The following is a 15437-nucleotide window of genomic DNA, read 5'->3' on the forward strand; positions in this document are numbered from 1 at the left end:
AGGTTAGACAATTGACATCGCCTGCCCGGACTGGAAAAGGTGATTTTTGAGCAAGACAGGCGCCGGTCGTTTCCGGCGCTTTTTCTTTCCACCCATGCTGCCGAGGTGCTCGATGGCACAGATGCTGGCCTCCGTATCGGCCCTGCTAATCTCAGTCGCCTTCCTGGTTCTTGGACACGGCTTGCAGTCGACCCTGCTGCCGCTGGTGGCCGAACAGGCGAATTTCAGCAATCTGGCGATCGGTGCCATCTCATCGGCCTATTACATCGGCATGGTGCTGGGCTGCCTCGGATCACCGCATGTGATCATGCGCGCAGGGCACATACGCGCCTTCGCCGCGCTTGTTTCGCTCATGTCTGCCGCGGCGATCCTCCACCCGATCATGACCGACCCTATTTCCTGGTTCGTCATCCGCGCGATTTCCGGCTTCTGCCTCGCCGGCTTCTACATGATCGTGGAGAGCTGGCTGAACGAAAGCGCCACCAACGAAACGCGCGGCGCTGTGATGTCCATCTACGTCGTGGTCCTGTTCGCCTTCCTGATGGTCGGCCAGGTTTCGATTTCGGCAATGGACATCAACTCCTTCATTCCGTTCGCGGTCGCCTCGGTCACGGTAAGCCTTGCGGTCATCCCCGTTGCGCTGACCACCGCCAACCAGCCCGCTCCGATCACCCTGGTCCGCTTTCGCCCGATCAAGCTCTACCAGAACTCCCCTGCAGCGCTCGTCGGCGCTCTCCTCATCGGCGTCGCGAACGGTGCGCTCTGGTCGCTCACCCCGCTCTATGGCTCGGCCATCGGCCTGAGCACCAATGAGTCCGCCTTCTATGCAGCCGCCGTCATTGCAGGCGGGGTTCTTTCGCAATGGCCAGTCGGGCGCCTGTCCGACCGGATCGACCGCCGCCTCGTGATGATGATGCTTGCCAGCAGCACCGCCGTCGTTTCCCTGGTCATCGCCATTCTCGCGCCGCAGGATTTCGGACCCGCCGTCGCCTTCGCCCTGCTGGTGGGGATCTGTTCGCAGCCCGGCTACGCGATCGCCGTCTCCCACGCCTTCGACTATGCCGACCCGGAAGATTTCGTCGAGACCTCCTCGGGCCTGCTTCTGGCCTTCGGCATCGGCTCTGTCGTCGGCCCCTTCATCGCGTCGGTGCTTATGGGACCGGCAGGCCCCTCCGGCCTCTATTACCTTGTAACCGTCGTCAATGTCCTCCTGGTCGCCTTCCTGGTGACGCGCGTGTTTGCTCGCGCAGCGATCTCGCAGGAAGACAAGATGGACTTCGAATATGCGGCAACCGCGCAGGTCGGTACGGTCATTTCTCCCGAGCCTCTCGATGTCGATGCGCCCAACGTCATCCCGCCGGAAGAATTCCCGGCCTATGAGGACGAGATCTACAATCCGGAGGTGGCCGTGGTGACGGAGGAAGTCGTCCAGAGCGACGGTTCCGGCAGCGAGGCTGCGGAAGAACAACCCGCGGCTCCGGATGGCAAATCCGGCGATTGATCCCTGTGGCAAAAGATCCCTCGACCTTGCAGCCGTTTGCCACCATATTCCGGCCATGACTTCGCGCCCGACCCTTTTCGGCATTCTGCGCCACGAACGCCATCCGCTGGCGCTCCTGGCAATGCTGGCGCTTGTCCTGCGGGTCACCGTCATCATGGTCGGCCTGTCGGTCACGCCTGGAGTGGCCGGAGAAGGTCTCGGCATCCTGTGCCAGCCCTCTGTCGAGGAAGGCCAGTCGATCCCGCGCGGCGGCCAGCACGATCCCGCGCATTGCATCTGCGGCCCGGCGTGCCATCACGTCGGCCCCGCATTGGGCACGTGGCCCGTCGAAGATCTTCCGGTCTCCGGTCTTGCGCCCAACGCTATCATCGGCACAGCGGATGACAGCCAGATCCGCTATTCCTGGCTCAAGACAACCGGTCCGATAAGGGCCCCGCCGCGCACATTGACCTGACGCATACCCACGGCCGGACAGACCGGCTGATCGAATACAACAGGATCAATGTACCAATGAAACTTCTGAAGACCCTGGCCGCCGCGGCCATGATGAGCCTTGTCGCTTCCAGCTCCTTCGCATCCGACGTCGCGAAGGGCGACATCACGGTCTCCAAGACCTGGACCCGCGCGACGCCTCCAAAGGCGATGGCAGGCGGCGGCTTTGCCGAAATCACCAATTCCGGCTCTGAAGACGACCGCCTTGTTGCGGCAAGCTCGCCTGCCGCAGGCCGCGTCGAACTGCACGAGATGGCGGTGAACGACGGCGTCATGAAGATGCGCCAGCTGGAAAACGGCATCGAGGTCCCCGCCGGCCAGACGGTTGCCCTGCAGCCAGGCGGTCTCCACATCATGTTCATGGCACTCAACGGCCCGTTCAAGGAAGGCGAAACCGTCCCGGTGACGCTGACGTTCGAAAAGGCCGGCGAGGTTGAAATCGACCTCAAGGTCGAGAAAATCGGCGCCAAGGGCATGGCCCACGGCCAGATGCACCAACACGGCAAGAACTGAGGACGGAAATGTCTGCTCTCAAACTCATTCGATACGGAGCATGGGCGGCAGTTGCCGCCCTTGCCATCGCTGCGGGCGTCATCGTCTCGCTGCAGATGACAAGCAACGACAACGGCGGCTCGCTGATCGAGCCTCTGAGCGCAATTGGCGGCCCCTTCGAGCTGACCAACGGCAACGGCGAGGTCGTCACCGACAAAGACATGACCGGCAAGCCGTCCATCTATCTCTTCGGCTTCACCTTCTGCCCTGACGTCTGTCCGACAACCCTGTCGGAAATGCAGGGCTGGATCATGTCGCTGGGCGAAGATGCAGGCAAACTGAACTATGCCTTCGTTTCCGTCGATCCGGAGCGCGACACTCCGGACGTCATGCGCGACTACGTGGCCGCCTTCGACGAGCGGATCGTCCCGCTGACGGGTTCGCGCGACCAGGTCGACGCCATGCTGAAGGCCTACCGGGTCTATTCCAAGAAGGTACCGCTTGACGATGGCGGCTACACGATGGACCATTCCGCTGCCGTCTACTTGATGGACGCGGACAACAGGTTCGTCGGAACCATCGCTTACGGCGAGGCCGAGGAAAGCGCCCTGAAGAAGCTGAAGCGGCTGATCGAAAAGGCACCGGCATCGAGCTGAGGCCAACGCAAGGAAAGACAGGGCATTGGACGCCGATACGCAACAGCAACCGGTTTCAAACCTTCTCGTCGCGGGCGTCGCCCTCGGCGGGCTCTTGGTGCTTTCGCTGTCGGTCCTGCTCTGGCTTCGCTTCGGCGAGCGGATCTATTTCGACAAGATTGCAGCCGGCATCGCCGGCTGTGTCTGATCCGGCCGCTTTTCAGAACCGGCCGGCTCGGATAAGAGGCGGATCATGAGCAAGCAACGCCTCGACCAGCACCTCGTCGACATCTGTCTTTTCCCAAGCCGCGCACGGGCCCGCGATGCGATCCTGCGCGGAACGGTCAGTGTCAACGGTGCGCCCTGCCTGAAACCGGCGCAGAAGGTCGCGGACGACGCGAAGATCGAGGTTGCCGATCCGGCCGCTGCCTATGTTTCCCGCGCTGCGCTGAAGCTGATCGCAGGGCTCGACGCCTATGGCATTGATGTCTCCGGCAAGACCTGCCTCGACATCGGCGCGTCGACCGGCGGCTTCACACAGGTCCTGCTGGAGCGCGGCGCCGCAAAGGTGCATGCCATCGACGTCGGACATGACCAGCTGCACGAGACCCTTTCCAACGATCCGCGCGTCTATCGCCGCGATGGCCTCAATGCCCGCGAGCTGACCGTTGAGGATCTAAACGGCGATCACCCGCAGGTGCTTGTCTCGGACGTCAGCTTCATATCGCTGAAGCTGGCCCTGCCGCCTGCGCTCGACCTTGCAGCACCCGGCGCGGTTGGAGTGTTCCTGGTCAAGCCGCAGTTCGAGGCGGGCCGCGACAACATCGGCAAGGGCGGTCTGGTGGATCCGGAGATCGCCGAGGCAACGGCTGGCGGCCTCAAGGATTGGCTGGACAGCATCCCGGGCTGGAGCGCGGGAGACCTTGTGCCCTCGCCGGTCAAGGGCGGCGATGGCAATGCCGAATGGCTGCTGCTGGGCCGCAAGGACGGCTGATCGCCGTTCGGGAAACCCTTTCGACAGGATTAGGCGCAATCCTTGCGTCAATTGCTTGCGGTCAAACCCCATCGAGGCTATCGCACTGCCATGAGTGAGACGCGACTTAAGATTTCCGAGCTCGGCCACCGGGGAGATGGCATAGCTTTCACCGATGATGGCCAGGTCTTCGTGCCGGCTGCGCTTCCGGGCGAAGAGGTTCTGGCGCAGGTCGACAGGGGCCGTGCGCAGGACGTGACGATCGTCACCGCCAGCCCCGACCGCATCGAGCCGATCTGCCGGCACTTCGAAGCCTGCGGCGGCTGCACGGTTCAACATCTGGCCGAGACGCCCTATCTGGAATGGAAACGCCAGATGGTGGTGAAGGCTCTTGCCGACCGGGGCATCGAGACCACCGTTCATCCCGTCATCGCCAGCAAGCCCGGAAGCCGCCGCCGCGCCGTGCTGACGGCTGTGCGTGCCGGACGCCACGTCCTTCTCGGCTACCATGAAAAGGCCAGCCACCGGCTCGTCAACATCGCCGAGTGCCCCGTGCTGGTTCCCGAAATCGTGTCTGCCCTGCCCGGCCTGCGCAAGCTGTCCGCGGAGCTGATGCCCAAGAAGGGCGAACTCAGGGTCAACGTCCTGTCGACCACGAACGGCCTTGATGTCGCCTTCGACAATGCCGACCGCAAATACGAGACACGGTTTGCGTCCCTGACCCAGCTTGCCGTGGAGCAGGATCTGGCGCGGCTCACGATCAATGGCGAGACCCTGTTCCAGGTACGCCCGCCCGCGCTCGACATGGGCGGTCTTGCGGTCGTGCCGCCACCGGCCGGTTTCACCCAGGCAACGCTGGAGGCCGAAGAGGCGCTGTCCAGGCTGGTTCTGGACGGCATCGGCAAGGTGAAAAAGGTCGCCGATCTTTTCGCCGGTATCGGAACCTTCGCGCTCAGGATCGCCCGCAGCGCTTCGGTTCATGCGGTCGAAGGCGACGCGGCTGCCATACAGTCGCTCGATCAGGCCTTGCGCGTGCCCAAGGGCCTCAAGAAGGTCACCCACGAACGCCGCGACCTATTTCGCCGCCCGCTGATCAAGGCGGAAATGGAAGGCTATGACGCGGTGGTGTTCGATCCGCCGCGCGCCGGTGCACAGGCCCAGGCCGAACAGATCGCCGCCTCCAAGGTCAAGACGGTCGTTGCTGTGTCCTGCAATCCGGCAACGCTCGCCCGCGACCTCAGGATCCTGATCGACGGCGGCTACACGCTGCAATCGGTCACGCCGGTGGACCAGTTCCTGTTCTCGTCCCATATTGAGTGCGTTGCCACCTTGAAACGGGAGTGAGCCATGCCACAGGCAAGCGCCACGACGGACCGAAGCGAAGATCCCGCCTCCGAGGGCAGGACCAGACGCCGGCGACCGTCCTTGCGACAGCTTGCCGGGCGGGCCGATTACATCTGGCGGCAGGGCAACCGGCTCGCTCTCTACACGCTGCACTCCGAAGCCATGCGGCGCATGAATGCGCAGCTGCAGAAAGATCTGCCCGAGACGCCCAAGCCGGTTCCCGATGGTCCGGTGCCGAGCCAGCGGCGGATGCTCGCCGACATCGCGGCCCTCTTGGCCGCGGATCTGAAGGCGGTCGAGGACGGACTTTACCCGGCCCCGCGCGACGGCAGGATGAGCGTTCGCGAACTGATCGCCACCAGCCGCGCCTTCTTCCGCGATGTCCCGGAAGTTGCCCGCAGACGCGCGACAGGCGCGCACCAGGAGGTGTTCGAGGACCGCGACCGCTTCGGCGACACACTGCCGCGCTACTATCGCCAGAATTTCCATTTCCAGAGTGACGGCTGGCTGTCGGAGGAAAGTGCAAGGCTCTACGACTTCCAGGTCGACGTGCTGTTCTCCGGGGCGACCGCAGCCATGCGACGCCGCGCTCTTGTTCCCTTCGCCGAGATCCTCAAGCGCAAGGACCAGCGCAAACTCGCCTATGCGGATCTTGCCTGCGGCACGGGCGGCCTGCTCGCCCCGGCCCTGGCCGCCTTTCCGCGACTGAAAGGCATCGGCGTGGACCTGTCCGAGCCTTATCTGTCGGTCGCACGCGAAAGGATCGACTGCCGCCGCGCCAGCTTCGTCAACGCCATGGCCGAGCGCCTGCCCTTTGCCGACAACAGCCTCGACGTCCTGTCCTGTGTGTTCCTGTTCCACGAGCTGCCGCCAAAAGTGCGGCGCCAAGTGATCGCGGAAGCGGCCCGGGTCCTGAAGCCCGGAGGCAGCTTCCTCTTTGTCGACAGCCTGCAGAGCGGTGATGTTTCGGACTACGACGGCCTCCTGTCCCTGTTCCCGCAGCTCTTCCACGAGCCCTATTACACGTCCTATCTGACGGAAGACCTCGAGGGGCTCTTTGCGAAAGCCGGCATGACCCGGAGCTATTTCACCCCGGCCTTCGTGTCCCGGGTCGCGGCCTACACGTTGGGTTGAGCTACCTTTTCAGTAATACTGAAATTTGACCTTGTCTCGCGTCCCCATCGGGTCTACATGGGCTTCATGAGACTCGATCATTGGCTTCAGGAGAATGGCGAGAGCCGGAGCGCATTCGCGCGCCGGGCAAATCTGTCTGCTGCCTCCGTCACCGCCCTGTGCAACGACCCCAACGTCTGGGTATCGCGCGACATGGCCCGCAAGATCGCGGAAGCCACCGGTGGTGCCGTCACGCCCAATGATTTTCTAGGTCTGTCCACCACCAAGGAGCATCCTGTGTCCCAGGCACGTGTCGCAGAAGCCATTCGCGCATTCGAGCGCGGTGAAGTCGTGGTCGTCACCGATGACGATGATCGCGAGAACGAAGGCGATCTGATCGTCGCCGCCTCCAAGGTCACGCCCGAGCAGATGGCCTTCATCGTCCGCCACACCTCAGGCATCGTCTGTGCGCCGATGACCGTCGAGGCGGCCCGCCGCCTGCGCCTGGACCCCATGGTCTCGCAGAACGACGCACCGCTCGCCACCGCCTTCACCATCTCAGTCGATTACCGTCACGGACTGACCACGGGCATTTCGGCGGAAGAGCGCTGCTCCACCGTGCGCGGACTTGCAAACCCGAATGCCGGTGCCGACGACTTCGTGCGTCCGGGCCACATCTTCCCGCTGGTCGCCAAGGAAGGCGGCGTCCTGATGCGCTCCGGTCATACGGAAGCCGCCGTGGACCTCTGCCGTCTGGCGGGGCTTGAGGAAGTCGGCGTGATCAGCGAACTGGTCAACGACAACGGCACGGTCAAGCGCGGCGAGGAAGTCGCCGCATTCGCCGCCGAACACGGCCTGAAGATGGTTTCCGTCGCCGACCTGATCGCCTGGCGCCAGCGCACCGAGCGCCTGATCGAGCGGATCAACGAACAGCCGATCGACACCATCGCCGGTCCGGCCTATGCCATGACCTACGCAACGCCCTATGACCCGATGCACCATGTCGCCGTGGTCTATGGCGATATCCTCGACGGCCGGAACGTGCCGGTGCGCCTGCAGCTGGAATCGGTTCTGGACGATGTCTTCGGCCAGACCCAGCCGCTGGATGCGACCATGAAGCTCTTCGCAGAGCGAGGCCGCGGCGTCGTCGTCTACCTGCGCGAAGGCTCGGTTGGCGTCGCCCGCCAGTCCAAGCGCCCGCGTACCGATCTGGAAGCGGCGGAGACCGAAGAACACGGCTCGGCGCAGAACCGGCAGGAACAGTGGCGCGAGATCGGTCTCGGCGCGCAGATCCTGAAGGACCTCGGCGTTACCTCGATCCGGCTTCTGGCCTCGCGCGAGCGCCACTACGTCGGCCTCGAAGGCTTCGACATCAAGATCGAGGCAACCGAGATCCTCGATCACTAAAGGCCGATCCGGCTTATCGTCCGGATCTTCCCGCCCCTTTTTCAGCCCTCGGCATCTCCAATGCCGGGGGCTTTTGCAATCTTGTGCCAGCGCCCTTCTGGGCCTATTCTGAAAGCCCACACCGATTGTTTTCAGGCCACGGTACTTTCGGCCTCCAAACGTCTTTTTTTCAGGAAATCATCATGACCGGCGGATTGTTCAGATCTGCAGCGGTGCTCGGCCTTTTGTCCGCCGTCGGCCCGCTTGCCATCGATATCTATCTCCCTGCCCTGCCCCAGATCGAAGCCGACCTGAACGCCGGCATCGCAGCAACGCAGATGACGCTGACCGCGTTCTTCCTGAGTTTCGGCGTATCGCAGATGGTCTATGGTCCGCTCTCGGATCAGGTCGGACGACGCCTGCCGCTGTTTGCCGGACTGCTGCTGTTCCTTGCCGGATCGCTGAGCTGCGCCTTCGCCGAAACCATCGAGATGCTGATCGCCTCCCGTTTCCTGCAAGGGCTGGGCGCGGCTGCGGTCATGGTCATTCCGCGCGCCATCATTCGCGACATGTTCACCGGATACGAGGCAACCCGGCTGATGGCACTGGTCATGCTGGTGATCAGCGTCTCTCCGATGCTGGCGCCGCTCCTGGGCACCGGGCTGATCGCCATCGGCGGCTGGCATTCGATATTCTTCTTCCTGGCCGCCGCTGCGATCGTCTCGATGCTGCTGACCGGCTTCGCCTTACCGGAAACGCTCAGTCAGGAGCACCGGGTGCGCGTCAACCCGCGCAACATGGCGCATGGGCTGAAGGTCCTGCTGCGCGACCCGACCTTCATGGGCCTGACCCTGATCGGCGGTTGCGGCATGGCCAGCTTCTTCGTCTTCATTGCCAATGCCTCGTTCGTCTACACAGGGCATTTCGGCCTGTCGCTGACCGGCTTCAGCCTCGCCTTTGCCGTCAATGCCATCGGTTTCTTCGCATCCTCTCAGATCGCCGCCCAGCTTGGCCGCCGCTTCGGCATGACACGGGTGGTGGTTCTCGCGGTCATCGGCTTCGCGCTGGTCGAACTGATGCTGCTGACCCTTACCCTTGCCGGCTTCGGCACTCTCACCGTCGTGATGGGGTTCCTGTTCATGGGCAACGCCTGCCTCGGCCTCGTCATCCCGACGACCATGGTCCTGGCGCTCGACCAGCATGGCGACATCGCGGGCCTTGCCTCGTCGCTCGGCGGCACGCTGCAAATGGTGGTCGGCGGCCTGATGATCGCGGCATCGGGCCCATTCTTCGACGGCACGGTAACACCGCTGGTCGGCACGATTGCCTTTTGCGCGGTTTCCGCCTTCGTCCTGATGAAGCTGCTTGGCATCGGGCGGCAGACCCAGGCGGACCCCACCGGGGTCTGAGATCAGGTCTGACACAGCCGTCCCTACCTCCCGGTTTTGACAAATCGGCCAGCACTTGAAACAAGGGACGGGACCGAGACACGACGAGCCCGCATGAGGTTGCATGAGCGACTCCGATCCGAACACCGCCGCTGATCCGTTTTCAGATCTGGAAGCGAAAGGCCCGGCACCTTTCGCAATCGGCTACATCAAGAGCTCCGGCGAGGCCCTTGTCTTCGGCGGAATTCTCTTCGGTGTCGGGTTCCTTGTTCTTGGCCTCTTCGGAGACATGAGGCCGCTGGTCTTCCTCTCCATTGTGCCGCTGGCAGTGTCCTTCTGGCACTATCCAATGATCGATACGAAGGATCCGCAGCTCGGCGCCAATGACGACGGGCTGTTCGTGGAACGGCTCGGGTTCATCGACTGGGCCAGCATCCGCCACATGGAGCTGTCGCGCACCGCAGTGCGCAGCATCGAACTGGTGGCGCTGGAGGTGGACCTCACGCGGCCACTGGCGGAAGCGGTTCACAAGAAGCAGATGTTCCCACTCTGGAAGTCGGCAATGACCCGCAACTGGCGGGCATCGCGGCAGGCCGATGGCACCGACCACCTGACGATCCAACTCAATACGCTGGCCGGAAAGCCGGAACACATTCTCGCCCGGCTGCGGGCCTATCGCCAGGTCTGACCTTGCGCCCTGTGCGGCCTGGCTGCGGCTGAGCAAAATTTACGGCGTTGGCAAGGCCGGTTGCGGTTGAAAATGCAGTTGTGCTGCGTCGGTCTTGGGTGCAACGTACCTCCCATAACTGACATCTCGGTCACGCGAGAGCCCGCCAGACTTTCTTGAAGACACATTGGGAGGAACATATGCTCACCTCGGCACTTCGCCTTGGCATCGCAGCCATTGCAGGCCTTGCTGTCGCCCTGCCGGCAGCTGCGGAAACCCGCATCACTTACAAGTCGGCCAAGTCCGGATCGTCCTACTACCAGATGGGCGTCCAGATCGCCGAGGCCATGAAGGCCGGTACCGACGGCGGTATCATCGTCACCGTCGAGGAAAGCCAGGGCTCGGTCCAGAACGTCATGGAAACCCGCGCCCGCGGTGGCGACTATGTCTTCACCACACCACCGGCCCTTGTCGGTCTCGCCCAGGCAGGCAAGGCCATGTTCGAGGGCAAGTCGAGCCCGAAGTTCGATGAGATCCGGGCGCTCTTCCCGATCCCGTCCCTGACCATGCACTTCGTCATGTCCAAGAGCAGCGGCGTGACGGACTTTGCGGGCATGGAAGGCAAGACGATCCTGCTCGGCAAAGGGTCTTTCGGCGCCACGGAAGGTGAAAAGTACCTCAAGCTCTTCGGCCTTGAAGGCAAGGTGACCCTGGCCGAGGTCGAACTGTCCAACGCGGTGCCCGCCCTGAAGAACGGCCAGATCGACGGCTTCGTCACCGCCGGGTCCTATCCGGCTCCGAACGTCATCGAGGCGGCCGCGTCCACCGACGTCACGGTCCTGTCCCTGAGCGACGACCAGATCACCCAGTCCAAGCGCTCGAAGCTCGTGATCCCGGCCGGCACCTACGCCGGACAGGATGCCGACATCACCACCACGTCCCTGCCGGTTGTCGCCTATACGACCACGGACATGGATGAGGACACGGCCTACACGCTGACCAAGACCTTTTGGGAAACCAAGGTGAAGATGAGCGAGGATGCTCCCTGGTGGAAGGGCGTCGACGAGGCCCTGATGGCGACCATCAGCGGCAAGATCCATCCAGGTGCCCAGCGCTACTACAGCGAAATCGGCTTCACCCTGACCGAAGCCCAGAAGTAACCCGGACCATTTCCGGCCATGATACCCCGGGCATGTTCGTGCCCGGGGTCTTTGTTTCAATGCCCAGCTTCCCGCTCCGCCGCTGACAGATGAGCCAGATCATGACTTCGCCCGAACATAAGCCGGCTCCCTTGTCCCGCGCATTTCTTGCCGCGCTGGCCGCGGTGCTTGTCGTCTTTCATCTGGCGCTGATCTTCTCAGGCCTGGTTCCCAATCTCGTCAGCCGCCCGTTGCACATGGCGCTGGCCCTGCCCTGGATCTTCGTCTTCGGAACGGCGGGTGGAGTGTTCAGCCGCGTTACAGGATATGTCCTTGCTGCCCTTGGAATTGCAGCCTGCGGCTGGATCGCCTGGAATGCCGATCTCCTGATCGACCAATACGGCTTCCTTGAAGGCGATTTCCAGATCGCCGTCGCTGCCATCCTTATCATCACCACCCTTGAAGCGGCCCGGCGCGCGATCAACTGGCCCCTGCCGCTTGTTGCAGCGCTCGCGCTCGCCTACGGACTGTTGGGACAACACATTCCCGGCGAGTTCGGCCATGCGGGAACACCGCTTGCCAGCTTCCTGGGGACCCTGACCGTGGCGGAGGGCGGCCTTTGGGGAAGCCTGACCGGCGTGTCGGTCTCGGTCGTGGCGATCTTCGTCATTTTCGGCGCCGTCCTCAATGCAGGCGAAGCCGGACAGGGCTTCATGAACGTGGCTGCGACCGCTGCCGGCCGCCTGAACGGTGGGGCAGCGAAGGTATCGGTCATTTCCTCCGCGCTGTTCGGATCCATCTCGGGTTCGGCTTCCGCCAACGTGGCTTCAACGGGCGCGATCACCCTGCCCGCGATGACAAGGCTCGGATACCCGAAGCGGCTCGCGGCAGCCGTGGAGGCCGTTGCCTCGTCAGGCGGCCAGATCATGCCGCCCCTGATGGGAGCCGGCGCCTTCGTCATGGTTGAGCTGACCGGCGTTCCCTACACATCGATCATGGCAGCGGCCATTCTTCCCGCCGTACTCTACTTCCTGGCCGTATGGGTCGGGATCAACGCCTATGCCAGCAAGCTGGACCTGAAGGGAATCGAGGACAAGGATCGCCCCGACGCGCGGGCGACGCTGATCACGACCGCCTTTTTCCTGGTGCCCTTCACGGTTCTTCTGTGGGGCATGTTCGGTGCAGGCTACACGCCACAATATGCAGCCTGCCTCGCGATCGTCGCAGGCTTCATCCTTCTCTTCACCAACGCCCGGCTGGGCTTCGACCTCAAGGCAACCGTCTTGCGGATCGAAGAGGCTCTCATCACGGCCGCACGTCAGGTATCGATGATCGCCGCGATCATCCTGTGCGCGTCGCTGATCATCGGGGTGCTGTCGATCACCGGCCTTGGGGTCAAGATCACGTCGCTGATCCTGTCCGCCTCCGGCGGGATGCTCTGGCCGTCGCTGCTTCTCACGGCACTTGCCTGCCTCATCCTGGGCATGGAGGTTCCAACGACGGCAGCCTATGTCATCTGCGTATCGGTGGCAGGACCTGCCCTGACCCAGCTGGGCCTTGCGCCCCTGCAGGCGCATCTCTTCGTCTTCTGGTTCGCGCTTCTGTCGACCATCACGCCGCCTGTCTGCGGCGCGGTCTTCATCGCGTCCGGCATGATCGGGGAGAACTGGCTGAAGGTCGCGGGCACGGCCATGGCTCTCGGGATCGGCCTCTACATCATCCCACTCGGCATGATCGCCAATCCCGCGCTGCTGTCGCTCGCCAGCGAGCCGCTGCCGGCACTTGTTGCCTTCGCACAGGTCGGACTGGGGCTCGGCCTGCTATCCTTCGGCATGATCGGCAAGGGTGGTGCAATGAAAAAGGCCGCCCTCGTGGCGGGCGGCCTTTGCACGGTGTTCCTGCGCCTGGCATTCTAGGCGCCAGGAGCGAAAGCGTCAGCCGAGGTATTTCTTGAACCAGGCGATGGTGCGCTCTTCGGCGAGCCTGGCCATCTTCTCATCGTAGCGCGGCGTCGTGTCGTTATGGAAGCCGTGGTTGGCCTGCTCATAGATATAGGCCTCGTAGGTCTTGCCATTGGCCTTCAGAGCTTCCTCGAAGGCGGGCCAGCCGGCGTTGATGCGTTCATCCAGCTCGCCGAGCTGAATGAGCAGCGGGGCCTGGATCGAGGCGACGTCTTCGGCCTTGGGCTGGCGGCCGTAGAAGGGCACACCCGCGCTCAGCTCCGGATAGGCGACCGCGATCGCATTGACCACGCCGCCGCCGTAGCAAAAACCGACGGCCCCGACCTTGCCGGTCGAACCTTCATGCTTGAGCAGGAACTCAAAGGCTGCGAAGAAGTCGTTCATCAGCTTCTCGCCGTCAACGGTCTTCTGCAGCTCGCGTCCCTGATCGTCATTGCCCGGATAGCCGCCGACTGAGGTCAGGCCGTCGGGGGCCAAGGCGAGAAAGCCTGCCTTTGCCATACGGCGGGCAACATCCTCAATGTAGGGGTTCAGGCCCCGGTTCTCGTGAATGACGAGTACCGCGGGAAGCTTCCCGGTCGCACCCGCCGGCTTGACCAGATAGCCGTTGACCTCGCCATGGCCGTTCGGTGAGGGGTAGGTGATGCGCGCCGTTTCGATGGACGGATCGTCAGGCTGAACTTGCTGGGCAAGGGCATAGTTCGGCGCAAGCTGGTTCAAAAGCATCGCAGCCGTTACACCGCCGACGGCAAACTTGCCGGCACGATCGAGAAACTCGCGGCGGCTGATCTTGCCGTGAGCGTAGAAGTCGTAGAGATCAAGAAGTTCTTGCGGAAAGTCCTTGGCCGTCTTGCGGCGGACCGGAGTCATCTCGTTCATCGTTACCCTCCATCAACGAGGCCTGGAAAATGCCTCGGCGGAGATACTAGAGGGCGGCGTGCAACAATCCAGTGAGGCTGCATGCAAACTTGTAACGAGCTGTAACGAAACGGGCGTCAGGCGCCTGACCTCGCAAAAACGTGATCAGGCGCAGCACCCGTCTGAGGGCGTCAGCCGATCTGACCGCGATGACGCAGGAAATGGTCCGCCAGCACACAGGCGACCATGGCTTCGCCGACCGGCACGGCACGAATGCCGACACAAGGATCATGACGGCCCTTGGTCATGATGTCGACTTCCTCGCCCTTTCGCGTGACCGACTTGCGCTCGGTCAGGATCGACGAGGTCGGCTTGACCGCAAAGCGCGCGACGACCGGATCGCCGTTGGCGATGCCGCCCAGGATGCCGCCCGCATTGTTGGACAGGAACACCGGCTTGCCATCCGCGCCCATGCGCATCTCGTCGGCGTTTTCCTCGCCGGTCAGTTCAGCGGCCTCGAAGCCGTTGCCGATCTCCACGCCCTTGACCGCGTTGATCGACATCAGTGCGGCTGAGATATCCGTGTCGAGCTTGCCGTAGATCGGCGCGCCAAGACCGACAGGCACACCCTCGGCCACGACCTCGATCACGGCACCGACGGACGAGCCGGACTTGCGGATGCCGTCGAGATATTCGGCCCAGAAAGCTGCCGCTTCCTTGTCCGGACAGAAGAACGGGTTGTTGTCGACTTCCGCCCAGTCCCAGTTCTCGCGGTTGATCTTGTGCGGTCCGATCTGCACCAGGGCAGCGCGGATCGTGACGCCGGGGATCACCTTGCGGGCAACCGCACCGGCGGCGACGCGCATGGCCGTCTCACGGGCAGACGAGCGTCCGCCGCCGCGATAGTCGCGGATGCCGTATTTGGCGTCATAGGTGTAGTCGGCATGGCCTGGGCGGTAGCGGTCCTTGATCTCGGAATAGTCCTTGGAACGCTGGTCGGTGTTTTCGACCATGAGCGAGATCGGCGTGCCGGTGGTCTTCTGCACCCCGTCCTCATCGACCATGACGCCGGACAGGATCTTCACCTCGTCCGGCTCGCGCCGCTGGGTGGTGTATTTCGACTGGCCCGGCTTGCGCTTGTCCATGAAGCCCTGGATGTCGGCCTCGGTCAGCGGAATGAGCGGCGGGCAGCCGTCGACGACACATCCGATGGCCGGCCCATGGCTTTCGCCCCAAGTGGTGACGCGAAACAGATGGCCAAAGGAATTGTCTGACATGGTGTGCCTTCCGCTGAGGGCCCGAGCCGGTACCTGGGCATTCTTTAAACTCGGCGCAAGCGATACGGCATGACGCCGCTCTACTCAAGCCCCGACATGGCCTCAAGCGGAGGGTGCGGCCGCGCTTCCCCCTTTACGGCAGACAATTGCCACGCCGACCGGCAAGGACCGGACACCGGTCGCATTCTCGGTCCTCGCAGACAGCAGTGTC

The 15437-nt window shown here is 63.2% G+C and carries 15 protein-coding genes; 13 read left to right on the forward strand and 2 right to left on the reverse strand.

Annotated features, from left to right (window positions below):
* Positions 1-112 precede the first annotated feature (112 nt).
* The 13 genes from ACN0SY_RS05645 to ACN0SY_RS05705 all read left to right on the forward strand — a co-directional run bounded on the left by ACN0SY_RS05645 (position 113) and on the right by ACN0SY_RS05705 (position 13046).
* Positions 113-1501 carry an MFS transporter gene (locus ACN0SY_RS05645; protein ID WP_417685217.1) on the forward strand — a complete coding sequence of 463 codons (1389 nt, stop codon included), beginning with the start codon at positions 113-115 and terminating at the stop codon, positions 1499-1501.
* A 55-nt stretch (positions 1502-1556) separates the two neighbouring features.
* Complete coding sequence (locus ACN0SY_RS05650) at positions 1557-1955, forward strand: hypothetical protein (RefSeq protein ID WP_417685219.1); 399 nt, start codon at positions 1557-1559, stop codon at positions 1953-1955.
* Between the two features lie 56 nt (positions 1956-2011).
* The gene (locus ACN0SY_RS05655; protein ID WP_417685220.1) at positions 2012-2506 is read left to right on the forward strand and encodes a copper chaperone PCu(A)C; all 495 of its coding nucleotides are present in this window, start codon (positions 2012-2014) and stop codon (positions 2504-2506) included.
* A gap of 8 nt (positions 2507-2514) precedes the next feature.
* Positions 2515-3141, forward strand: a complete 627-nt coding sequence (locus ACN0SY_RS05660) for an SCO family protein (protein ID WP_417685221.1) — start codon at positions 2515-2517, stop codon at positions 3139-3141.
* 25 nt (positions 3142-3166) lie between these two features.
* The gene (locus ACN0SY_RS05665; RefSeq protein WP_417685223.1) at positions 3167-3328 is read left to right on the forward strand and encodes a hypothetical protein; all 162 of its coding nucleotides are present in this window, start codon (positions 3167-3169) and stop codon (positions 3326-3328) included.
* Positions 3329-3373: 45 nt separating this feature from the next.
* Positions 3374-4114: a TlyA family RNA methyltransferase gene (locus ACN0SY_RS05670; RefSeq protein ID WP_417685225.1), complete on the forward strand. Its 741-nt coding sequence runs from the start codon at positions 3374-3376 to the stop codon at positions 4112-4114.
* A gap of 90 nt (positions 4115-4204) precedes the next feature.
* Complete coding sequence (locus ACN0SY_RS05675) at positions 4205-5437, forward strand: class I SAM-dependent RNA methyltransferase (RefSeq protein ID WP_417685227.1); 1233 nt, start codon at positions 4205-4207, stop codon at positions 5435-5437.
* Between the two features lie 3 nt (positions 5438-5440).
* Positions 5441-6571, forward strand: coding sequence for a class I SAM-dependent methyltransferase (locus tag ACN0SY_RS05680; protein ID WP_417685229.1), 1131 nt, complete (start codon positions 5441-5443; stop codon positions 6569-6571).
* Between the two features lie 66 nt (positions 6572-6637).
* On the forward strand, positions 6638-7957 hold the full coding sequence (ribB, locus tag ACN0SY_RS05685) for a 3,4-dihydroxy-2-butanone-4-phosphate synthase (RefSeq protein WP_417685231.1): 1320 nt from the start codon (positions 6638-6640) through the stop codon (positions 7955-7957).
* Between the two features lie 182 nt (positions 7958-8139).
* Positions 8140-9345, forward strand: a complete 1206-nt coding sequence (locus ACN0SY_RS05690; RefSeq protein ID WP_417685233.1) for a multidrug effflux MFS transporter — start codon at positions 8140-8142, stop codon at positions 9343-9345.
* A 103-nt stretch (positions 9346-9448) separates the two neighbouring features.
* Positions 9449-10012, forward strand: a complete 564-nt coding sequence (locus ACN0SY_RS05695; protein ID WP_417685234.1) for a hypothetical protein — start codon at positions 9449-9451, stop codon at positions 10010-10012.
* A 179-nt stretch (positions 10013-10191) separates the two neighbouring features.
* A complete protein-coding gene (locus ACN0SY_RS05700) occupies positions 10192-11151 on the forward strand; it encodes a TAXI family TRAP transporter solute-binding subunit (RefSeq protein ID WP_417685236.1) in 960 nt (319 codons plus the stop codon).
* A 101-nt stretch (positions 11152-11252) separates the two neighbouring features.
* The gene (locus ACN0SY_RS05705) at positions 11253-13046 is read left to right on the forward strand and encodes a TRAP transporter permease (RefSeq protein WP_417685238.1); all 1794 of its coding nucleotides are present in this window, start codon (positions 11253-11255) and stop codon (positions 13044-13046) included.
* An 18-nt stretch (positions 13047-13064) separates the two neighbouring features.
* Here ACN0SY_RS05705 and yghX read toward each other — a convergent pair whose 3' ends face one another.
* Together yghX and aroC are read right to left on the reverse strand one after the other, a co-directional pair.
* Positions 13065-13970 (reverse strand): YghX family hydrolase, encoded by a 906-nt coding sequence (yghX, locus tag ACN0SY_RS05710; RefSeq protein WP_417685240.1) that lies wholly within the window; start codon positions 13968-13970, stop codon positions 13065-13067.
* A 170-nt stretch (positions 13971-14140) separates the two neighbouring features.
* The gene (gene aroC / locus ACN0SY_RS05715) at positions 14141-15226 is read right to left on the reverse strand and encodes a chorismate synthase (RefSeq protein WP_417685242.1); all 1086 of its coding nucleotides are present in this window, start codon (positions 15224-15226) and stop codon (positions 14141-14143) included.
* Between the last annotated feature and the right edge of the window lie 211 nt (positions 15227-15437).

It is taken from the genome of Roseibium sp., assembly GCF_048261595.1.
Classification (GTDB): Bacteria; Pseudomonadota; Alphaproteobacteria; order Rhizobiales; family Stappiaceae; genus Roseibium.